This window comes from Massilia sp. Masssp94 (assembly GCF_059491305.1).
In genome coordinates this window covers 386,179-408,805 of the sequence record NZ_CP168501.1, presented here as the reverse complement: position 1 = coordinate 408,805, position 22,627 = coordinate 386,179, and the positions used below count along the sequence as shown (strand labels likewise).

At 62.1% G+C, this 22,627-nt stretch carries 14 protein-coding genes; 7 read left to right on the top strand and 7 right to left on the bottom strand.

Translation table 11 applies throughout. From position 1 onward, the window contains the following. Positions 1–54 precede the first annotated feature (54 nt). Complete coding sequence (locus ACEN9G_RS01605) at positions 55–1,464, top strand: DUF389 domain-containing protein (protein WP_413343273.1); 1,410 nt, start codon at positions 55–57, stop codon at positions 1,462–1,464. A gap of 60 nt (positions 1,465–1,524) precedes the next feature. Here the strand turns inward: ACEN9G_RS01605 and ACEN9G_RS01600 are convergent, their stop codons facing one another. Beyond that, the gene (locus ACEN9G_RS01600; protein ID WP_413343275.1) at positions 1,525–2,754 is read right to left on the bottom strand and encodes a glycoside hydrolase family 27 protein; all 1,230 of its coding nucleotides are present in this window, start codon (positions 2,752–2,754) and stop codon (positions 1,525–1,527) included. Between the two features lie 788 nt (positions 2,755–3,542). Here ACEN9G_RS01600 and ACEN9G_RS01595 point away from each other — a divergent pair. Then, positions 3,543–4,646, top strand: coding sequence for a substrate-binding domain-containing protein (locus tag ACEN9G_RS01595; protein WP_413343277.1), 1,104 nt, complete (start codon positions 3,543–3,545; stop codon positions 4,644–4,646). Between the two features lie 4 nt (positions 4,647–4,650). Here ACEN9G_RS01595 and ACEN9G_RS01590 read toward each other — a convergent pair whose 3' ends face one another. After that, positions 4,651–5,187, bottom strand: a complete 537-nt coding sequence (locus ACEN9G_RS01590; RefSeq protein ID WP_483126477.1) for an IS630 family transposase — start codon at positions 5,185–5,187, stop codon at positions 4,651–4,653. Next, the gene (locus ACEN9G_RS01585; protein ID WP_413346384.1) at positions 5,184–5,651 is read right to left on the bottom strand and encodes a helix-turn-helix domain-containing protein; all 468 of its coding nucleotides are present in this window, start codon (positions 5,649–5,651) and stop codon (positions 5,184–5,186) included. Before ACEN9G_RS01585 ends, ACEN9G_RS01590 begins: the two co-directional genes overlap by 4 nt. Before the next feature lie 186 nt (positions 5,652–5,837). Between ACEN9G_RS01585 and ACEN9G_RS01580 the strand changes: the two genes are divergently transcribed. The 4 genes from ACEN9G_RS01580 to ACEN9G_RS01565 all read left to right on the top strand — a co-directional run bounded on the left by ACEN9G_RS01580 (position 5,838) and on the right by ACEN9G_RS01565 (position 14,967). Then, positions 5,838–8,174 carry a dockerin gene (locus ACEN9G_RS01580; protein ID WP_413340001.1) on the top strand — a complete coding sequence of 779 codons (2,337 nt, stop codon included), beginning with the start codon at positions 5,838–5,840 and terminating at the stop codon, positions 8,172–8,174. Positions 8,175–9,213: 1,039 nt separating this feature from the next. Then, positions 9,214–10,470, top strand: coding sequence for a hypothetical protein (locus ACEN9G_RS01575; RefSeq protein WP_413339999.1), 1,257 nt, complete (start codon positions 9,214–9,216; stop codon positions 10,468–10,470). Between the two features lie 42 nt (positions 10,471–10,512). Then, on the top strand, positions 10,513–13,662 hold the full coding sequence (locus ACEN9G_RS01570; protein WP_413339998.1) for a TonB-dependent receptor: 3,150 nt from the start codon (positions 10,513–10,515) through the stop codon (positions 13,660–13,662). A 195-nt stretch (positions 13,663–13,857) separates the two neighbouring features. Further along, the gene (locus ACEN9G_RS01565; RefSeq protein WP_413339996.1) at positions 13,858–14,967 is read left to right on the top strand and encodes a helix-turn-helix domain-containing protein; all 1,110 of its coding nucleotides are present in this window, start codon (positions 13,858–13,860) and stop codon (positions 14,965–14,967) included. A 19-nt stretch (positions 14,968–14,986) separates the two neighbouring features. On the opposite strand, the gene ACEN9G_RS01560 is transcribed toward ACEN9G_RS01565, so the two are convergent. From ACEN9G_RS01560 to ACEN9G_RS01545, 4 genes are all read right to left on the bottom strand, one after another. Next, a complete protein-coding gene (locus ACEN9G_RS01560; protein ID WP_413339994.1) occupies positions 14,987–18,076 on the bottom strand; it encodes a family 43 glycosylhydrolase in 3,090 nt (1,029 codons plus the stop codon). Between the two features lie 40 nt (positions 18,077–18,116). Then, a complete protein-coding gene (locus ACEN9G_RS01555; protein ID WP_495605516.1) occupies positions 18,117–18,605 on the bottom strand; it encodes a PA14 domain-containing protein in 489 nt (162 codons plus the stop codon). 429 nt (positions 18,606–19,034) lie between these two features. After that, entirely contained in the window at positions 19,035–19,214 is a 180-nt protein-coding gene (locus tag ACEN9G_RS01550) for a hypothetical protein (RefSeq protein WP_413337802.1), read from the bottom strand. A gap of 19 nt (positions 19,215–19,233) precedes the next feature. After that, positions 19,234–20,769 (bottom strand): alpha-N-arabinofuranosidase, encoded by a 1,536-nt coding sequence (locus ACEN9G_RS01545; protein ID WP_413337801.1) that lies wholly within the window; start codon positions 20,767–20,769, stop codon positions 19,234–19,236. A 438-nt stretch (positions 20,770–21,207) separates the two neighbouring features. Here ACEN9G_RS01545 and ACEN9G_RS01540 point away from each other — a divergent pair, with 438 nt between their 5' ends. After that, a complete protein-coding gene (locus ACEN9G_RS01540) occupies positions 21,208–22,566 on the top strand; it encodes a glycoside hydrolase family 5 protein (RefSeq protein WP_413337800.1) in 1,359 nt (452 codons plus the stop codon). Positions 22,567–22,627 lie beyond the last annotated feature (61 nt).

Genomic DNA, 22,627 nt, shown 5'->3' with positions numbered 1-22,627 from the left:
AATGCGACGCGTGGGCGAAAATTCTCCGGTTATCCTCTGTTGCCCGCCGATTTCATGAACGGACCCGACACCCAACCCACGCCGCCATCGCTGCGCGCCGCTATCGCCCACCGTTTCAGCCTCCACGACGACAAGGCGGACGACGCCGAGATCGACCGCGCCATCCGCGCCGGCGTGGAGTTGCAGGGCGCGACGTTGTGGATCCTGATGCTGGCGATCCTGATCGCGTCCGTCGGCCTGAACACCAACTCCACTGCCGTGATCATCGGCGCCATGCTGGTGTCGCCGCTGATGGGGCCGATCGTCGGGTTCGGCTACGGGATCGGCATCCTCGACTTCGCGCTGATCCGCCGCGCGCTCGCCAACCTCGGCATTGCCGCCACGATCAGCCTGTCGACCTCGACGCTGTATTTCCTCGTCACGCCGCTGGCCGAGGCGCAGTCGGAACTGCTGGCGCGGACGACGCCCTCGCTGTGGGACGTCCTGATCGCGCTGGCGGGCGGGCTGGCCGGCATCATCGGGCAGACCCGGCGCGAGAAGTCGAACGTGATCCCCGGCGTGGCCATCGCGACGGCGCTGATGCCGCCGCTGTGCACGGCCGGCTACGGCCTCGCGAACGCGAACTGGTCGGTGTTCGGCGGCGCTTTTTACCTGTTCTCGATCAATTGCGTGTTCATCGCGTTCGCGGCCGTCATCGTCATCGACTTCCTCCGTTTGCCGCACCGGAAATTCATCGATCCCATCAAGGAGCGCCGCGTCAAGCGGGCGTTGCTGGCGGTCGTGCTGCTCACCGCGTTGCCGAGCATCTGGCTCGCGGCGCGCCTCGTCGACAACGAAGTCTTCGGCAGCCGCGCGCGCGAGTTCGTGCGCAAGGAATTCAATACGGCGTCGGTGCACGTGCTGGAGACCCGCGTCGCGCCGGGGACGCACGACATCGAAGTCACCCTGATCGGCACGCCGCTGGCCAGGACGGCGATCAAGACCATCGAGCGGAAGCTGGCATCCGCCGGCCTGACGAACGCGCGCCTGTTCGTGCACCAGGGCGAGGCGCCGCACGTCGAAAGCCAGAAGATCGACGTCGGCAGCCTGAAGGCCGACATCCTGGCCGATATCGTGCGCAACAACCAGGACGCGCTGCAGGACAGGGATGCCACGATCGAAGCCTTGCGCCACCAGGTTGCGGCCCAGCAGGAATGGGTGGCGGCGGCCGGCGCGGTGAAACGCGAATTCGAAGCGCAGTACCCGCAGTGCGGCGACGTCCTCGTGGGCAAGGCCGCTCAGGACGGCGTCGACGGCGCGGCGCCGGTGCCTTTCCTCAGCGCGACTTGCCGGCGCATGCCGCGTGCGGACGAGGTCAAGCGGATCAACGAGTGGTTGAAGGTGCGAAGCGGCATGTCTGACGCCAGAGTGGTTCTTGTCGCCGGACGACCGCAGACCGTACGACGCCCCGCGCCAGGTCCATGATCCCCGTTGGTCGCTTCGGTCTGGTCGTGGAACAGCACCTGATGGGCGGGGAAGGGGAGATTATGGTTTCGCAGGGCCCGTCAGGAGCAGCAGCAGCACGCTGTGCGGCGCCAGCCGCGCTTCCAGTTTGGCGCTGGTGTCGCCCGTCTTCTTGCTCCACAGGTCGGACCAGCGGTAGACGGTCTGCTTGAAATCGACTGACCGGTTGTTCAGGTCATCGATCAGGACTTGCTTCTTCCAGTCGTGGTGAACGTCGGCAGGCTGGTTGGAGCGGTTCAGGAACATCAGCGCCCACTGGCCGCCGTCGAGCGGCTTGGCATAGACTTCCAGCGGACCGTCGGCGAGGACGCGCAGCGCCTGCACACCCAGCTTGTCCTGGTTCACCGCGATCACGCCGGGGTTGGTCAGGATGCGGCGGGTCGACTCGGACATGGAGCGCAGGTCGTTGCCCAGGATGAGGGGCGAGGCCATCATGGCCCAGATCGACAGATGGGCGCGGTCTTCATCCTCGCTCATGCCGTTGCCCACTTCGAGCATGTCCATATCGTTCCAGTGGCCAGGCCCTGCGAACTTGCGCAGGTTTGCCTGCTTGTCGAGGATGCGCAGCACGCCCAGACCAGTCGAGAGACCGGGACTGAATTCGCAGTCGAAGCAATTATAGATATCGGGTGTGGTGCGCCACGAATGGCCGACCTGGCCGGCCCACTCCCACGGCTTGCTCATGCCCCATTCGCATATGCTGAACAGCATCGGGCGGCCCGCCTTGGCGATCGCGTCGCGCATCGTGGTGTAGGCCGCTTCAGCGTTCATGCTCGGGGTGTTACACCAGTCGTACTTGACGTAATCGATGTCCCAGCTGGCGTAGGTCCGCGCATCCTGATATTCGTGGCCGCGGCTGCCGGGACGGCCGCCGCAGGTGGTCGCGCCGGCGTCCGAGTAGATGCCCAGCTTTAGTCCCTTGCCGTGCACATAGTCTGCCAGCACCTTCATACCGGATGGGAAGCGCTTGGGGTCGGGCTGGATGTTGCCGTCGGCGTCGCGCTGGCCTTGCCAGCAATCGTCAATGTTCACATACTGGAAGCCGGCGTCCTTCAAGCCATGCTTGACCATGGCATCGGCAGTCTCGCGGATCAGGCGCTCGTCGATTTCGCAGGCAAATTTGTTCCAGCTGTTCCAGCCCATTTGCGGGGTGCTGGCCAGGCCTTCTGCCTTTTGAGCCCAGCTATTGCCAAAGGCGGCGGCACCCAGCAAGGCGCCTAACACGAGCTGCGCCGTGCGTTTGGTGTTCATCTTGATTCCTATCATTATGCGGATGTTTGAAAGTTTGCGTTCGTGTGGGCGGCCAGCACGCTTGCCGTGACCGCCGCAACTGCAAGGTCGGGCCTTGGCCGCCTGGTGTGAGCCTTGAACGTGCATCGAACCGCAAATTCGCGTCTCACCGACTCGTGTAGAGCGAGGTGGCATCAAGGAGGCACACGCTTGACAGCGTAACTGCCGGCTTTATTTTGCGTCCGGCGTCGTGGGCGGTAGCGGAACCTGGCCTGAGCCTGAAGCATAGGCAATCCGTCGTGGACAACGATATCGGCGGCAATCGAATTTCTAGCAATCCGCAGAAATTGCAAGCAATCTTAACCACAGTGAAAAACGTTTCATATTTGATAGGCTGTTCAAGGAAGAATTCGGCTGTACGCCGAAGTCATTCCGGATGCTAGCCGCCCGGCAGCCGCAGCGGGGACAGCCCGTCGATAGCGTTCCGTCAGAACCACTTGCCTGAACACTGCGGCTGAACCGCTGCAGGGCCGCGCGAGGCGTGGTCATCCCCATCCCCTGCCAGTCTCCATGTCGCCGGCCGCCACGGCCGATTTCTACTGTGGCTAACATCGCTTGCAATTTCTGCGGTTTGCAAGAAATTCGATTGACAGCGATATCGGTGCCCATGTGGAACGGCCTATGTTTTGCACACGGGTCTGATTCCGCGACCGTCTTCCGTCCGCCACGGTGCCCGAACCCGGCACCCGGCCGATGCTGGGAATCGGCCTGCTGAGGTTTCGGAAATGTTTTCCAAACACACAAGTAAAATGGACACGACGAAAGCACAGCGGATCGCACTGTTATTCAACGCGAACAAGATATTCGATTACGAAGTCATTGCCGGCATTGCCGCCTATTTTGGAAGTACGGGGGCGGCTTGGGATATCTTCCTGGAAGAAGATTTTCGATTGCGCCTTGCGGGCATCGAGCACTGGCAGGGCGACGGCGTTATCGCCAACTTTGACGATCCAGCCGTGGCAGAAGCGTTGTCGCGCTGTAGCGTACCGGTGGTCGCAATTGGCGGTTCCTATGCCGACCCGTCGAATTACCCTGCCGGTGTACCCTACGTTGCGACCGACAACATCAAGCTGATCGAACTGGCACATCAGCATCTGATCGATGTCGGCCTGCAGCGTTTCGCCATGTTCAGCGTTCCCGCCACCGCGGAAAACCGCTGGGCGCAGGAGCGCGAGAATGCCTTCCGCAGCCTGATGCAGGGCGACCGCCTTGAAGCGGAGATATTCCGCGGCTGCGAAACCAGCGTCCATTCGTGGGACGAGGCAGTCCAGGGGCAGATTGACTGGTTGCGCAGCTTGCCCAAACCGGTTGGCATCATCGCCGTCACGGACGCGCGTGCACGCCAGCTCATACAGGCCTGCATTATCGCCAACGTCGAAGTGCCGGAACAGGTGGCGATCATCGGCATCGACAACGACCCGCTGGTGCGCAGGCTCACCCGCATACCGCTCAGTTCCGTGATCCAGGACGCGCAGGAGATCGGGCGCGCGGCCGCCCGTCTGATCGGGCAGATGCTGCACGGGGTGTGCCCGCCGAAGACGCCGATCGTGGTGCCGCCGGCCGGCATCAACGTGCACGCGTCCAGCCAGTACCAGCTGATCAAGCATCCGAACGTGATGCGCGCGCGCCACTTCATCCGCCAGTATGCGTGCCAGGGCATCAGGACCGAACAGGTGGCCCAATACGTGGGCGTGTCGCGCTCTACGCTCGACGCCGTGTTTCGCCGGGAGCTGGGATGCAGCGTGCACGACGTGATCCTGAGCTTCAGGCTCAGTGCCGCCCGGGCCGGCCTGGATAGCGGGGATCGCAGCAAGGCCGACGTGGCGCTGAACAGCGGCGTTACGTCTATCTAAGTAGTCATGCAAAATTTATCGTGAACTTGCTGCCGAAGCCTCTCATCAAGGATTGAATCTCGTCGAGCAAATCTGCGCCGTTCCTGGCAACGAAGCGGCGCCAGAAATGCTTGGCATGCTTCCACAAGATCTCAATCCGATTGAGCTCCGGGCTATAGGGAGGCAAGTAGTACAGATACAGCCCGTGTTTGGCCCACTGGCGTCGCTTCTTCTCCATCAGGTCGCCCTTGTGAATACCGGCATTGTCGATCAAGACGATGCGTGGAACCGCGTAAGGCTGGAGTGCAATCCGATCGAAGAATGCGATCACATCGTCGCGTGTCGTCGGCCGTTGCTGAGTGCTCCAGGTCAGTTGGCCGTCGTGACGCAAGGCTCCAAGCACATTCACGCGCTGTCGGTGCGCGAGCGGTTCGACGGCCCGGGTCTCGCCGATCCTGCCCCAGCCGTACTGCACGGGAGGATTTGGACTGAAGCCTGATTCGTCGAAGTACAGCAGCTCGCAGCGTTGTTCATGGTCGAGCTTGGCCAGTGCGTTGATCACTTTTCTGGCGTACTCGAACGCCACCTGATTTCGCTTTTTTTTAGAGCGTACCGATAGCGCTTGTACGTGAAATTCATCTCCTTGAGATACCGTTTGGCTGTGCTTTCGCTGATCGACGCATGGTCTCGGCATTGCTCGATCTGGCGCAGCAGTGCAACCACGCTTCCGCCCTCGGAATGCGCCAACTCGCCAAGAGCCTGCTGCTGCTGAGGCGTCCACTTCCTTGGTCGACCGGTATGACGCCCCTCGTACAATCCGGCCAGGCCAAGCTTGTTCCAGCGTTGCCTCCACTGCTCGACGCTGTTCAGGTGCACCCCGAACTCATCCGCCGTTTTCTGCAGCGTTAATCCCTGACTCAACCGCAAAATTCCCTGTGCGCGCATCCGTGTCCGCGGATGCGGGTGGAACACGCCCATCTCACGCAGCGTGCGCCGCTCGTCTTCGGACAACTCCAAGTGCTTCATCGCCCAACCCCTGCTGCGTGATCAATTTAGCTTTGACAGCAAAAATTGGGCGACTACTTAGTACGTGCTTTGAATCAGGCGTTTTTATTTGAAGCTGACTTCCGCAACGATTGTGGCGCCACCCAGCGCGGCGGAGCTACGTTCGATACCGGAAAACGTCAAGCCAATCCTATTTGAGGAGACAATATGTTTCGGAAGCATAATTTGATCGTCCCAACGCTGGTCGCGGCGCTTCTCGCCGGTTGCAGCGGGGGCAGCACGCCCCCCGGCGCGTCCGGCACCGCACCGGCCCTCGCCGCCACCACCGGCTCGGCCACCAGTTATACGAGCGTGAAGTGGGCCGGTGGCGGCTACGTCACCGGCCTCGTCTACCATCCGACGACCGCGGGCCTCATGTACGCACGCACCGATGTCGGTGGCGCCTACCGCTGGAATAATTCGAACGGGTCGTGGACGCCGATTACCGACGGTATCGGTTTCAACGGGGGCGAGAGCGAGTTTCACGGCGTCGAAAGCATCGCCCTCGATCCGGCCAACGACCAGCTCGTCTACCTGGTTACCGGCATGTATACGAAAGACGGCGGCGGCAACCCGTCTAACGGCCGTATCTATGCCTCCAGCAACCGCGGCCTCACATGGACGCACTACGACCTGCCTTTCCCGGTGGGTGGCAATGAAGGCGGCCGGGCCATCGGCGAACGCCTGAAGCTCGATCCCACCAATCCGTCGACGATGTTCTACGCCTCGCGCACGGCCGGCCTGTGGAAAAGCACGAACTCGGGTCAGACGTGGACCCAGACGGCTCTGTCGAGCACCGTGCTCACGGGCGCCCAGATCCAGGCTATCGGCGCCGTGAAGGGCGTCGAGCAGATCATGTTCGACAACTCGAACGTGGGTGGCGGTCAGACGACCTGGATCATGTATGCCGCCGTCGCGCCGGACTACGGCCAGGTGGCGGGCCTGACCTCGACCCTGTACAAGTCCGTCAACGGCGGCTTTTCGTGGACGCCGGTGTCGGTCCCGTCGAACGTGTCCGGTTACTACGTCCCGCACATGGTGCGTACCAGCGACGGCATGTACTATGTGGTATTCAACCAGAACGCCGGCGAGGGCGCCGGCGGTCCCGGTTACCTCTACAAGTTCGGTGGCGTGGCCGGCAATGAGTCCTGGACCCAGCTCTCCAGCATCACGACCGGCGGCGGCTACGGCGGTGTGTCCGTGTACGGCACCGGCTCGACGGCCCGTATCGCGCTGGCCGTGACCGGGACCTGGAGCTCCGCCGGTCCTGTCGTCCAGCTGTCCGACAACGGCGGCGGCACCTGGCGCGAAATCGCGGGCGGCATGCTGCATTACGGCGGACAGTTCTGGGGCTGGATCGACGACATCGAGATCGATCCAGCCAACCGCGACCACATCATGCACGTCACCGGCGGCGGCGTCTGGGAAACCTGGAACGCGTCGTCGGCCACGCCGAGCTGGGACTTCCCGAACAACAACCTCGAGGAGACCGCCACCCTGGCCGTCGTCACGCCGCCGGCCGGCGCGCCGTACAAGTTCGTCAACAGCGCAGGCGACATCGGGACATGGGTCCAGACCGACCTCGCGACGACGCCGACCAGGGGCCCTCTCGCCGATTGGAACAATGGCAACTACGCCGACGTGCTGTGGTCTGATCCGAACTACATCGTCGGTGCCGGCCTCAACAACTCAACGCAACCAAAAAGCGTCTTCGGCTTCTGGTCCGGCGACGCCGGCAACTCGTGGTCGAACTTCGCGACCCTGCCTGCGGGCGCGGCAGCGAACGATTCCGACAACGGGAGTATCGTGACCACGTCTCGCAACAACGTGATCTGGGCGCCGTCCGGCTCGGTGCCATCCTATACCACGAACAATGGCGCGAGCTGGACCGCGACCAACCTGCCGGCGCCGGCAAACCCCGGCGGCTGGGCTAACGGCTATCGCCTGGTCGTCGACCGGAAGAATCCGAACAAGGTCTATGCGTACGATTCGGGCGGCGCATTCTGGGGGCCGGCGGGCAAGGTCTACGTCTCGACCGATGGCGGCCACAACTTCACGCTGAGCCAGGGCTCGGTGTCGGCGAACCTGTACCACAACGCCTTTGATCTCACGTCGATGGTGGTCAACCCCAACGTCGAGGGTGACCTCTGGCTGGCCGACGGCAACGCCGTGTACCACTCGACCAATTCGGGGGCGACCTGGACCAAGCTGAACGGCTTCGCGACGGTCGGTGACGACGGCGCGCGGGGCCAACTGCATGGCGCCAGCGTGATCGCCCTGGGCAAGGCACAGGCAGGCAGCCCGTACTCGGCCGCGGTCTACGTCGTGGGTACGATGAACGGCGTATGGGGCTTGTACCACTCCGACGATGGCGGTGCGACCTGGGCACGCTTCAACGATGATGCGCACCAGTACGGCGGCATCGGCGCGATGGCGGGCGATTGGAACACCTACGGGCGCGTCTACTTCAGTGGCACCGGCCGCGGTCTGGTCTACACCAACTGAGTGATACGTCCCAGACGCCGCCAATGACCGCTGCGGCACCGCAAACGTGCCGCGGCGGTCTTTCGATCTGATCCGCAGCTTGCAACCGGAGCGCCGGTGTCGTCAGGCCGCGTGCATCAAGTCCCTTTGCCATCTTGCACGTGATGAAGTCGCTTCCGTGTCGAGCATGGCCCCGGCTTATGCTGGCCGGTCCATTCCCTCCAGATCGCCCCCCTGGCGCGCATGCTTGCGTGGCAGCTTTTCGACCAGCGGCAGGAAACGCACTGCCCATCGGTTGACCGTGGCGGGGTCGACGGAGCCGTACGGAAACGTATTCCTTTGATCCGGGCATCCCACCCCTTGGTTCCACGATCGGCCTGTGGTGTGGCAGCCATTTCTTCCGGCCCGCTTGCCTGACCGACGCCACCCGTCACGTCCGATTTTTACTATGGCTGACATTCCTTGCAATTTCTGCGGAGTGCAAGAAATTCGATTAGCGGCGATATCGTTGTCCATGACGGACGGCCTATGCTTCACACATGGGTTGGGTTTCGCAACCGCCTCCCGGCCGCAGACGATCCTGGGCTTCACACATTTTCGCTCTCCTCCGTGGCGGGTTTCCGCAGCGGTTTTATGGGGCAGCTTTGGCTGCCCCTTTTTTCGGAGCCGCCCAGCACCGAGACCATTGTTTTAAATATATAAAGATCAAGATATGTCAATACGGCGCCATCGAAGCAGCTGGTTGAACGGTATCGATAATAAAAGCAGGGAGACAAGACGTGCACCTCAGGCTCATTGCATGCAGCAGCAACCGGTCCGCAAACCTTTCGCCGTCCTCGCGTACATCGTCGCGCGCTGTTTTTTTCCGCGTTTTTGAAAACGATTTCATAACGCCGGCGACGCTCTGCCAGTCCGTACATCCTTGACCAGTACCAGCCTCCCTGCCGCGAATGTGGAGCGAAGCGGGCAGGGAGCGATCTTTTCTTGTCATCGGCGCAGCCGGTGCCGAGCAACTTCAGCAAACAAAAAAGAAAGGAAGATTCCAATGAGGAGACAAACCATGAGATTCCAGCTGACGGCAGTCGGACTGGCCTGCGGCATGTTGCTGGCCGGCTGCAGCGGCGGCGGCGGTTCGAGCGACGGCGCGATGGCGCAATCCATTTCGTTCCCATTCGTGGGCGGACCGACGCTCGCCGCCCCGCCCGACGTCGCGACCGTCCAGCTGACGGCGACGGCGAGCGGCGGTGGCGAGGTGACCTTCACGTCGAATACGCCGGATATCTGCACCGTCAACGGCGCTACGCTGTCGCTGATCAAAGCGGGCGAGTGCTCGGTGACTGCAAACCAGGCGGGTGGCAACGGCTACACCCCCGCGTCGGAAAACCAGATTTTCGGCATCCCCAAACGGTCGCAGACGGTGACCTTCCGCAATCCAGGGGCGCTGCCGCTGGATTCGACGCCGGTTCCGCTGGTCGCCACGACCAGCATTGCCGGCAAAGCCGTTACCTTTACGTCCAGCACGCCATCGGTCTGCACGGTCAGCGGCAACACGATGACCAAGGTCGACAACGGGCTGTGCGAAATCACGGCGCAGGTAGTCGATGATATCTATGCCCCCGGCACGGTTGTCCGGAGCATCCCGATCGGCACCGCGCAAGCGGATGCGCTGACGTTCCTGAGCGGCTACAAGAGCATCGACCAGACCAATGAGTCGGGCAGCATCGAGACCTACGCCGGCAGCAGCGCGGACGGTTGGTGGTGTGCCACGAACTGGTGCGGCCGCACCGTGCCCACCGACGGCAACAGCTTCACCTGGTACTACAACATCCAGCCGGATTCCGGCAATGGACTGGGGGGTTACATGGGCGTCAAGCTGCTCGCGGGTGGCCTGGCGAAGCTCGTCGAGAACGGCGACACGCCCACTGGCGCACGGATCGATGCCCAGACGGCCCTGAAGTTCAAGCTCGCGCAGAACCCTGAATGGTTCGGCAACGGCAACAACGGGGTCGATATCAACCTGTACCTCGGCCACTTCGCCGTCAAGGACGGCAAGGCCTGCAACGTGAAGCTGCACGCGACGGTAATGCCGACCGCTGCAGCCGCCACGAGCTACAGCGTCGATCTCAAGGACAAGTTCACGATTGCGGAATCGTGCGGCCTGACGGGACTCGACCTCTGGACCGAGTTGCAGGATTACCCGATCGCGCAAGTCGAATTCTCCGCAGTGAGCGCGAACGCCTCGATGGCGACTGCGGGTACGGACAAGCTGACCTACTCGACCCAACTCACGCTGACCGGCCCCATCACCTTCCAATGACCGCGGACGGCATCCAAGGCATTACATAAAAGGATATAAATAATGACAAGAATTGAGACGAAGATCGTGAGGAAACCGATCAAGATGACCGCGCTGTCGTTGGCGGTGGCGCAGGCCGCACTGGTCTGGGGCGGCGCGGCGCATGCGCAAACGGCAGCTGCCGGCGATCCGCCTACGCAGACGGTGGTCGTGAGCGGCCAGCGCGCCGCCATGCAGTCGGCGCAAAAACTCAAGCAGAACGCCGAGGAAGTCATCGATGCCGTCGTTGCGGAAGAAGCCGGCAAACTGCCGGACAAGTCGATCACCGAAGTGCTGCAGCGCGTCGCGGGCGTGACGATCGACCGCAACCGTTCGCGCGGCGACCCGGAACACTTCTCGGTCGAAGGTTCGGGCATTTCGGTGCGTGGCCTGACCTGGGGTTCGTCCACGCTGAACGGCCGCGAATCGTTCTCGGCCGGCTATCCGGGCCGGGAACTGAGTTGGGGCGACATCCCGCCGGAACTCATGTCCGCAGTGGTCGTGCACAAGAATCCGCCCGCCGAGCTGGTCGAAGGCGGCGTCAGCGGTCAGGTGGATCTGCGTACCGCGCTGCCATTCGACTACAAGGACGGCAAGGTCGCCCTGTCGGTGAACGGCAACTACAACGCCCTGGGCAGCAAGAAGTCGCCGGGCCTGTCGGCCCTGGTGTCGAAGCGGTGGAATACCAGCACCGGACAATGGGGCGCGTTGATCGACCTGTCTGCCAACCGCACCAATTCCCACAACGATACGGTTCAGGTGGATGCGTATTTCCCACGCACCGACATCGTTGACAGCCAGACCGTCTGGATCCCGAAGTCCGCGTCTTTCCGCACCAACACGAGCCAGGTCGACCGTGCCGGTGTCTATGGCGCGTTGCAGTGGAAGAACAACGGCATGGAATCGGCACTGACGTACTTCCATACCGGTTACAAGTCGGCCAACACCGAGAACGCCACGTTTACGGCCGTCGAGTCGCCGTACCTGGTCAAGCCGCTCGATCCGGTTTTCAACCAGGCCGGCATTTTGCAGAATGGCCTCTACACTTACCCGATCGGCGGCGTGGGCGCGAACACCTTCGCGGCCGGCGGCCTGGGTTACCAGTCCGACACTGGCTTCGACACCAGCAAATCGCAGACGCGCGAGGTCGCCTGGAACGTCAAGTGGAGAATCAACGACCGCTGGGCCATCCAGAGCGACTTGCAGTGGGTGCATGCGACGAATAGTTCCGAGGGCAACGTCATGACCTTGGGCACGTTCGTGCCGAACCTGGGCATCGACTTGTCGGGCAGTCTGCCGAAGGTGACGTTCGATGACACTGACCGCGCCTTCCTGGCGAATCGCGACAACTACTACATGAGCTTCATGATGCCGTCGATGACCAAGGCCAAGGGCGACCTGTATGCCTGGAAGACGGACGCGCGTTTCCACTTCGACGACGACGTGCTGCGCGACCTGCGCTTTGGCGTGCGCCTCACCAAGCGTACGGCGGTCCGCTCCGACGCCTCCGGTGGCATCGGTGGCTGGAAGAGCATTGCCGAGCCGTGGTCCGTCAACGCGACGAAGGTGCCGGGCACTCTGCCGCTGCTCGCGGACAAGGGTTGGCAAGCACGCCCCAACGTCAGTTACTTCAGCGATCCGCGCTACGGCAACCTGGTGCAGACGTCCTCGTATACGTTCCCGACGTTCTTCAATGGCAAGATTCCCCAGGTGCCAACGATGGTCGTTCCGGACCCGGCCTTCGTCCGGAACCTGGCCAATAATGCGAAACTCATCCCGGCCCTGCAGATGCAGTGCCAGGACGGCAACGCATACTATGGCACCAACAATGATTGCTCGACCGCGGATGGCGGCTGGAAACCGCTGGCCTACAACGACGATCCGGCCCAGACCAGCAGCCAGCAGGAACGCACCGAAGCCGCCTACGGCCAACTGCGCTTCGGCTTCGACAACTTGCGTTTCCCCGTCGAGGGCAACCTCGGCGTGCGTGTGATCCACACGCGCAGCGAGTCCCACGGCTTCACGATCTTCAATCCGACGTATGGCTCGAACGCGTCGGATGTGATCCCGCGCTTCGCCGCGATCAAGGATCCGGTGAATGCGTCGCAACAGTACGTCGACGTGCTGCCCAGCCTGAACCTGAAGGCCGACCTGACGGACAAGCTGCAAACCCGTTTCGCGTTCGCCAAGTCGATGTACCGTCCGCCGTTCGACAACCTGAACGAGTACATCAACCTGAACCAGAACATCACGTCGGGCACCGGCGCCGAGGCCGGCACCATCAAGAGCATCAGCTACACGGGCAACGACAGGGGTAACGCCAAGCTGAAGCCGGTCCGCTCCAACAACTTCGACTGGACGCTCGAATGGTATCCGGGCAACGGTTCGTCGCTGACCATGGCCGTGTTCCGCAAGAATGTGCGTGACATCATCTTGAACACGGCATTCACCAGGACCTACAAGAGCCTGGCGGGCAACGACCAGACGTTCCTGATCACGGGGCCGGACAACGTCGCAAAGGGTTCGGTGACGGGCCTGGAACTGGCGGGCCAGACCTACTTCAACAATGTGCCGGGGCTGGACCGCATGCTGCCGGACTGGGCCAAGGGCTTCGGCATCTCCGCGAACTACACGTACATCGACAGCAAGCAGGACCTGTACCATCCGTTCACCCAAAAGTATTGCCCGGCGAAAGGATCGTTCAACAACAGCTCGCTGAGCCTGTACGGCTGCGACACGAACGGCCTGCCTTTCACGTCGCTGCCGATCCAGTACCTGTCGAAGAACGCGTACAACCTCATGTTCCTGTATGACCGCGGTCCGCTGTCTGCGCGCCTGGCCTATAGCTGGCGCAGCCGCTTCCTGCAGGGCGTGGGTGCGAACGGCACGGGTGGTGAGGACGCCACGAGTGCCGATCCGGCCCGCGCCGCCGCGAACGGTGGCACGGCGCCGACGGACGTAGGCTACGGCCTGCCGACGTGGCAGGAAGCGACGGGCCAGCTGGACTTTGGCGTGGACTACAGGTTCAACGAGCACATCTCGGGCAACTTCTCGGCGAGCAACCTGACGGACATGGTCGTGCGTCAGACGCAGCAGCAAGGCATCGGCAACATGCCCCGCGCCTGGTTCGAGCCGGGCCGCAGCTTCCGCCTGAGCCTGCGTTACACGTACTAAAGGAAAAGGCGGTCCCGCCTGCGGGGCCGCCCCTGCCTCTGCGTCGACAAGCCGGGCCCGGTGTGGACCGGCTTTATTCGCTGGTATGCGGCTTGACCGCCAGGCCACCGGTTCGCCACTGTCGGACCTGCCACCTTCATTGACATGCACCCGCTATATTCAAAAGCATTGGTCCGGCTGGTCCTGCTTCTCGGTATGAGTACACTGACCGGGTATATTTGCATCAGCCGCAGCCATCACCGCGTCCCGTTGTTTGGGCAGGCAGATTTTTCCTGGCAGTTGCGAACGCATAAAGGCAACGACGCGACAACGAGCCTGGATGCGCGAGTCGATGCCGCGCGCCTGATCATGGAATTCGTCCTGTCAGGCAGCAATTCCAAACCCTATGTATCGAGCGGCCTGCTCTTCAGAGACAGCAACGGTAAACCGGCATTGCTCGACTGGTCCAGATTCGGCAAGATCAGTTTCGAGGCACGCTGCCTCCCCGCCGGTACCATCCGGATCAGTCTCACCACCTTCGATGACAAGCTGTCCAAAGTGGATGATCTGATGACCTACCGTTCGCCGTCGGCATACATTAACTGCGATCAGGACGGGGTTCACGCCGAACTCGATCTGGCGCATTTGACTGTTCCGCAATGGTGGGTCGACTCGAACAAGCTCAATCCATCCGACCTGGGCTACTCGCTGGCCAAGGTTGCGCAGTTCGAAGTGGGCACCAGCACTGCCAGCGGCGTCGGCATCCCGTCGCGTATCGAAATCGCGAATATCGAAATGCACAAGCGGAAATATGGCTACCTGTATTTTCTCGCCGCATTCCTGACGGTAGCCTGGGCGGGTTTCGGGTTCTGGTTCGTCAGGCAGTACGCCGTGGTTTTGGCCAATGACCTTCATGCGCGGATGCAGAAGGACGTGCCACTGGTGGCGTACCAGCAGCTGGCGCTGGAGACACACCAGGAAAAAGGAAAATCCGCCATTCTGCGATTGCTGGCGACGCGTTATGCGGATCCAGGACTGGATCTGGAGACCGTAGTGACGGAAACCGGTGTCAACCGCAACAAGGTCAACGACATATTAAAGGCGGAAATAGGCTGCACCTTCATCGGTTACGTGAACAAGCTCAGATTGACCGAAGCATCGCGCCTGTTGGTGGAAAACACCGGTGCCAGTATTGCAGAAGTCGCCTATTCGGTCGGCTACAGAAATTCCTCGTATTTCATCAAGCTCTTCAAGCAAGAATACCAATGCACCCCGAAGGCATTCCGGGATGCATGCAAAAAGGACGCGCGCGAGCCGGCGCGATAAGGCCCTCCGCTGGCGGCGGTCAGCGGGAGCCCCCGCTTTGACCGATCCGGTAGTAGTCAAAGTCGACGCGGCCGCCGGCGGTCTGCGTCGAATAATAGAAGAGCGCGTAGCGGTAACCCATGAAGTGCGGGAAGGTATAGGTAAGGCGCGAGGGACGCCCGATCGGGGTCCAGGATTTGCCGTCGAGGCTGTAGGAGAAGCGGGCGACTTCAGGCGCCCCCGGTATGCCATAGGTCTTGGCGCCATTCTCGTCTACGCCGAAACGGGCATCGTCAGGCGCGGACTGGAATTCGCATTCGACCTTGAGGTGAACGGTTTTGCCGGAAAGGGGAATGGAGGCGACCTCCTCGGGCTGGCCGGAGTCGGCGCTCACCATGACGAGCGACCTGGCGCCGGCGCTCATCTTTACGCCGACAAAACCGTATTTTTTCTGAAAGGCGGCAAGGCCGGTCCAGTCGCCGTCTTTCATGCCGCTCACGTCGATGCTGGTGGTGGCGTAACTGTCAGGGCCAAAGGTGCGCTGGGTGAGGGTATTCCTCGCCTCAGGCAGGCTGGAATCGACCCGGCTGGTGACGAAGCTCAGGTAGCCGGGGCGCTTGGTGAGCGACCAGTTACGCGGCTCGGGATTGTGATTCCATTGCCAGGCGAGTGGCAGGGCGGGGGCGCCGGGCGAGCGGTCGAATTCGTCGGAGGCGACGATACCGGACGCGCCCGAGCGGCCCTGTCGGCCGGCGGGGATGTCGAGCGTCATGGGCACTTCGCCGTCCTGGCCGAGCACGGGCCAGCCGTCCTTCCAGGTCACGGGCACGAGGTAGGGAACGCGACCGACGGCGCCGTTGTCCTTGAAAAGATAGGCATACCATTTGCCTTCCGGGGTGTCGATGAGGCCGCCCTGGGCGATACCGCGATCATCGAGCGCGATGCGGCCCTCGTAGGGACCGTCGATCTTGTCGGCGCGGTGGACGATGACGGTGCGTGCCCAGCGGGTCTTGGGCGAGGCGATGTTGAAGAGGTAGTAGCGGCCGTTGATCTTGGAGAGCTGCGAGCCCTCGGCTTTGAGTCCGCCCTGGTCGGCGCCGAAGAGGGCATTGGCGTTTTCGATGATGACCTTGTTGACGCCGCCGGGCTTGAAGCCAGTGAGATCGGGTTTCAGCTCCCTGAGCGAGATGCGGCCGCCCCCGAACACCATGTAGACACGACCGTCGTCGTCGAAAAACAGGCTGTGGTCACCCAGCGCGGGCTCGAAACTCGTTTCTTTCCACGGGCCGCGCTCCGGATTGCGCGTGGCGTAGATATGGGTGCGTCCTCCAGCGGTGGCGGAGAACGTCGAGGCATAGAACATGCCGTCGTGGTAACGCAGGCTGCTGGCCCAGGAGCCCTCACCGTAGGCGTTCTTGCCGTTTTCGAGGCGGAAGGCTTCGTTGTCGGCCAGGGTGTCATAAGCGTACGAGGCCATGCTCCAGTTGACCAGGTCCGTCGACTTCATGATCGGCAGGCCCGGGCTCATGTGCATCGTCGTGCTGCTCATGTAGTAGGTTTTGCCGACCCGGATGACTGCGATGTCCGGGACGTCGGCCCAGATCACGGGATTATGGGCACGATCCGCCTTTGCCGCCGGGCCGGGCCGGGGCGCGCCGGAGTCGCGGTCCGCCGGCAGGTCGTGGTGCGCGAATTGCCAGTAATCGAACTTGAAGAGTTCTTCGCCGGCCGCACCGCGGAACACGAAGAAGACATCCTGGACGCCGGAGGCGCCGGAGACCCGGACCGACTGCGGCTTCCATTGGCCGCCGGTTCCCGAGACCGGCAGCGTGCCGATCAGCTGGCCGTCGAGCTTGCCCAAACGAATCTCGATCTTCGCCCCGGAGGCCTGTTTCGGCTTGGCCGTGCTGGAGAGGCTGGCCATGAAGGCGCGCGCGCCGGGCGCGCCGAAATCGACATTGCGCACCTGGATGTAGGCCCCGTCGTGGATGTCGCGCACATTCTGGCCGCCGGCGCTGCTGGGTTCGATTTTGACACCGGACGACCACGCAATGGTCTCGGCTTCGACGCGCTTGTAGGGATCGAGGGTGGCGACCGGTGCCGGGCCTTCCCTGGTCGGTTGCACCATCGGGACCGAGCCGTCCGGGTTGAACTTCAACTCATCGACGGCAACGGAACGCTTGAAGCCGTCGCCTCCTGGAAGCGCGGCGTTGTGGTAGAAGAGGTAGGTCTTGCCCTTGAAATCGACCACGCCCGGATGGTTGGTGAACGCACTTTGCGGGGGCATGACGACGCCGCCGTAGGTCCACGGGCCTTCCGGTGTGGGGCCGGTGGCGTAGGCGAGATGCTCAGGGATGGGACCACCTGCAAAAAACAGGTAAGCGAGATTCTTGCGCTTGTAGAGCCAGGGACCTTCTTCGTAGGACGTGCCGCGCAAGGCGCGCTTCGGAAGCGTCGTGCCTTGTGTGTCCGGAGGATTGCGCTCGCCCAACGCCTTGACGGTCATCGGATGGCGAATGATGCCATTCTCCCCGACGCTCGTGTCGTAGGAAATCATGTCCTTGTTCAGCTTCACCGACCACAGATTCGGGTTGCCCCAGGCGAGATAGGCCTGGCCGTTGTCGTCGATGTAGACGGTCGGATCGATGCTGTCGTACAGGCCGCCGGCGTGGCCGGCGATCAGTGGTTTCTTGATGGGATCGGTGTACGGGCCGAGGGGATTGTCGGCCACCAGCACGCCTATGCCGCGGCCTTGCACCGGGGCGTAGAGATACCATTTGCCGTCCCTCTCGATCACCTGGGGAGCCCAGGCGCCATTATCAAAACCGTCCCAGCCGGAAATCTCCTTGGCGGCCCAGGCGAAATCCCGCAGGGAGGCGATCGCGCCATGCTGGGTCCAGTTCACCATGTCCGTCGTCGTGGCGAGCACCCAGTCCTTCATGTTGAAGTTGTTTTTTTCGCCGACATCCTGGTCGTGGCTGGAAAACAGGTAGAGCGTGCCCTTATGGACCATGGGTGCCGGATCGGCGGTATACATCGTTTGAATAATCGGGTTGTGCGCGAATGACGCCGCGGGCAGCGAAGCCAGTACGGACAAGAGAACGAGAGCGGGGCAGTGTGTCTTTTTCATGAATGTCGGAAGTGAGGTGTGGAACGTGGAGCGGCCCTGATTACTCCTTCGGGCGGATCGGCGGCAGCGTGCCGGCAGGCGGCCGCCCTATCAGGCTGCGCGGCAAATAGCTGTAATCGGCCGCACCGGGCCTTTTCCACGCAAGCATCAGCGCAAGATCTGGGCCTGGGCCCTGGAAGTAGCGCAGGCGGAAATTGTGCAAGCCCTTCTCCAGCTTGATCCTGGTCGCCACGGGTGTAGGGGCGTGGATGCCGTCGTTGTCGATCACGTTTTCATCGTCGATGCTGAGAACGGCACCATCGTCGGCCAACAGCATCAGCTCCCAGGTGCCGGTTTCGGCAATATTGACGGTAAAGCGAATATCCAGACCGAACCATTCGATCGTCGAGCCCATACCGGGAAAGCCTTCGCGGAAGGAGCGCGGCACGATATCGAGTTGGGCCAGGCAAACGCGCTTGATCGGCTTACGCCCGCGCATGTCGTACACCGATTGGTTGCCGGCAGCGAGGCGATATACGTCGGCGACCATATGCCGATCCGACGCTTCGGCGCATTCCTCAAACAGCTTGGGAGGCGCGCTGGCCACGACCTCCTTCGCGGGCGCGGCCGGGGCCGGGGCGGGGGCGCGTCCGGCGCCGGGGCCGCAGCAGGCGCCGGAGCGGGAGCCGGAGCCGGAGCCCGGATAGCGTCGGGCACGACGTCGGGCACTGGCAGCGGCGGCGGGACGAGAAGGGGCGGTGGCGCGAGGGTGGGTGGGGCGATGTCGGCGCGCGCAGGTTCGGGAATTTTTTCTTCCGGTACTTTCTCTTCGATCAGGGCCGTTTCCAGGGCGCGCGGCGGTGAAGGCGCGGGACGGCGCGCGGGCGACAGCAGCATGGCGATCAGCAAGGCAAGATGGATGAGCAGCACGATACCCAACGCGTAGCGCCGTTTCTCGGGCCGCAATGACGGCTGCCCTTCAGTTGCGGGCGGGGGCAAACTGGATTCCGGTGTTGAACGCATACGTTTCCGAATACAAGGTCGATTGATTGAGGTTTGACGCCCTTGCGGCGTCCGTTGCCGGAGCGGCGAGCTGCCGCCGCTGCTGTTCAGGATGGGCCGCGTCGGTACCATCGGACATGCCGAAGGTGATCACCATGCCCTTGCGCGCGCGGCGTTTACTCCTCCAGAGCGACCACCATCACGGCCTTTGCAGGCACCTTGATCGATAGTTTGCCGCCCGCGGCACGCGCGCTGAACGCTGCCGGCTTGATGACCTGCGGATTCTGGAACGTGTTGTGCGCATCCATCGCGGCCGAGGTCAGTACCTTGCCGGCCGCAGCATTTACCTTCGCGCCGGCGACGTCGACGGCGACGTCGACCGCCTTGTGCGGATCGGTGTTGACCAGTGCCAGATACACCTTGCCGTCCTTGGCAAGTGACGCCGATGCGCTCACCCCCGGAATGGTCGTTGCGCCCAGGGTATAGCTCGTGTTGTCCTTGATTGCCAGCGGCAGCGACCTGGCATCCTGGAACGGCACATACATCTGGAACGTGTAGTAGGTCGGGGTCAGGACCATCTTTTCCTTGTCAGTCAGGATCATTGCCTGCAGGACATTGACCATTTGGGCGATCGTGGTCATGGGGACCCGCTCCGCGTGATCATGGAAGATGTGGAAGTTGAGTGCCGCCACGAGCGCGTCGCGCAGGGAATTCTGCTGGAATAAGGCGCTTCTGGCACCCGCTTCGTCATACCAGGTGCCCCACTCGTCGATCATCAGCCCGATCTTCTTCTCGGGATCGTGCTTGTCCAGTACGGCCACGTGATCCTTGATAAGCTGATCCATTTTCAAGGTATTGGCAAGGGTCGAGATCCACTCGTCTTCCTTGAAGCCAAGGTCCTTGCCCTTGACCGCCCAGCTGCCGCCCGGGATGGTGTACTGGTGGACGCTGATGCCCACCGTTCGGCCCTTCAGTTCCTTGCTCAGGACGTCGGTCCAGGCGGTGTCGAAACCACTGCCGCCGCTGGCAATCATCTTCGGCCTCGAATTTCCGGGCGCCCTCAGGAAATTCTCGTAATTACTGTACAGGTTCGCGTAGTAGTCCGGCTTCAAGTTGCCGCCGCAGCCCCATAACTCATTGCCGATACCGAAGTAGGCGACTTTGAACGGCTTTGCGTGCCCGTTCCGGGCGCGCAGCCTGGCCAGGGGCGAACCGCCGTCCGACGTCATGTACTCGACCCAATCGGCCATCTCCTGCACGCTGCCGGTACCGACGTTGCCGTTGACGTAGGCGTCGGCGCCCAGCATGTCGATCAAGTCGAAGAATTCATGGGTGCCGACGGCGTTGATCTCCTCTACGCGGCCCCCGTTGATGTTGCTCGGGCGCTTGTCCTGCGGACCGATGCCATCGCGCCAATGGTAGCTGTCGGCGAAGCAGCCGCCCGGCCAGCGCACCAGCGGCACATGCAAGGCCTTGAGCGCGCCGACGACGTCATTGCGCCAGCCACGGGTGTTGGGGATGCTCGACTTCGTGCCGACCCACATGCCTCCGTAGACGCCAGTGCCGAGCTGTTCGGCGAACTGGCCGTAGACGTTCTTGTTGATGACAGGGCCGGGTCGACTGGCGTCGATGCTGATGCTGACTTGGCTGGCGGCAAAAGCCGGTGCCGCGATCAGGCCGAGAACGGCGAGGCTATGTTTGATGATGTTCATTCAGTCGTATCCATGAAAGTCGTATGTTTTTTGGCGCGTCGATGCATCAGTGGTGAAGAAGGCCGCCATGACGCATGCGTCCACCGGCGCCATAGCTGGCGCGCCGGTCCAGCAAACCGGCGAAGTCTATCCCAGGGGTTCGGGAAGAGTAAGGACCGAAATTACGCTAGCGGTGAAGACATTTACAGGGTGCGGAAAATCGCATTGATACTGCACTTCCTTGCATCCGCCCGGCGGCGGCGGCGGCGGCCTGTGACGGAACGGATGCAGCCGCGGCTTGCGCCGACACGCGACATTGACAGCGTCCTGTTATCGCACTTACGCAGCCTGACGATCCGCTCGCCCAAGCCGTAGCTGTAAATCCCCAAGTTGTGCAATTTTTCGCATATTGCTAGCAATTTCTGGGGAAGCGATAACGGCCGTGGCGCGGATCTCGGTATGTTGGCGCTTGGCCGAAAAAATATTCGAGGCCAACGGGTAATTTGTCAGCATGAATATTTCGAGGTTAATTTGAAGCTCAGCCGTGTACTTATATTAGTTGGAATTCTGTCATTAAACGTTGGCTGTGGCGGCGGCGCGGCCAGCACGAAGCCTGCGGCGCCGGCGCCAACGACGCCAGCCGCAACGACGCCAGCGCCCACCACGCCAGCCCAGCCGACGCCAGTCCCGACGACACCGGCGCCAACCACGCCGGCCGCGGGTCTCTTTCCCGACTACAACCAGAATCCGATCGCGCCCGATGCTGCCGGCATGGGCAGCACCGCTGTCCAGCTTGCCAGCAAGATTCGTTTGGGGCTAAATATTGGCAACACGATGGAGGCGATCGGCGGAGAAACCGCCTGGGGCAATCCCCTGATCACCGAGGCGCTGATCAAGGCGGCCAAGGCGGACGGATTCAACGCCATCCGGCTCCCGGTTGCCTGGGACCAGTACGCCAACCAACAGACTGGCAAGATCGACCAGGCCTGGATGGACCGCGTCAAGCAAGTCGTCAAATATTGCGTCGACAACCAGATGTATGTGCTCATGAACATCCATTGGGATGGCGGTTGGCTCGAAAGAAACGTTCAGCCCGACAAGCAAGTGGCCGTCAACGAGAAACAAAAGGCGTTCTGGACCCAGATTGCCACGCAAATGCGCGACTTCGACGAGCATTTGATATTTGCCGGCGCCAACGAGCCGGCTGTCGATACGGCCAACCAGATGCCGGTGCTCATGTCCTACCACCAGACCTTCATCGATGCGGTGCGCGCGACGGGCGGCAAGAATGCCTACCGTGTCCTGGCGGTGCAGGGACCGGCCGTGGACATCGATAAATCAGCGACGATGTGGACCGCCATGCCGACCGACACTGTCAGCAATAAGCTGATGTATGAGGTGCACTTCTACCCGTGGCAATTTACTTTAATGGAAAAAGATGAATGGTGGGGCCATGCATTCTATTACTGGGGCAAGGACAATCATTCGACCACGGACACCGCCCACAATGCCGACCAGATGGAAGAGGCTTATGTCGATCAGCAGTTCTCGAAGATCAGGCAGCAGTTTGTCGACAAGGGCATTCCGGTCGTGCTCGGCGAGTACGCCGCAATGCTGCGCAATAATCTGACGGGCGATGCACTGGCCCTGCATAAGAAGTCGCGCGTCTACTATATCAACTACGTCACCAGGTCGGCAGTGGCCCATGGCTTGTTACCGTTCTATTGGGATGTGGGCGGCCTGATCGATCGGGGCAGCAATAACGCAGTCCTCGACCCGGACCTCCTCGATGCGCTGGTGAAGGGCGCAATCCGGTAAGCTGCCACACGCACATCCGCATGACGTGAGTGGCTTCTAGCGGATGCGGTCCGGCTCGGCG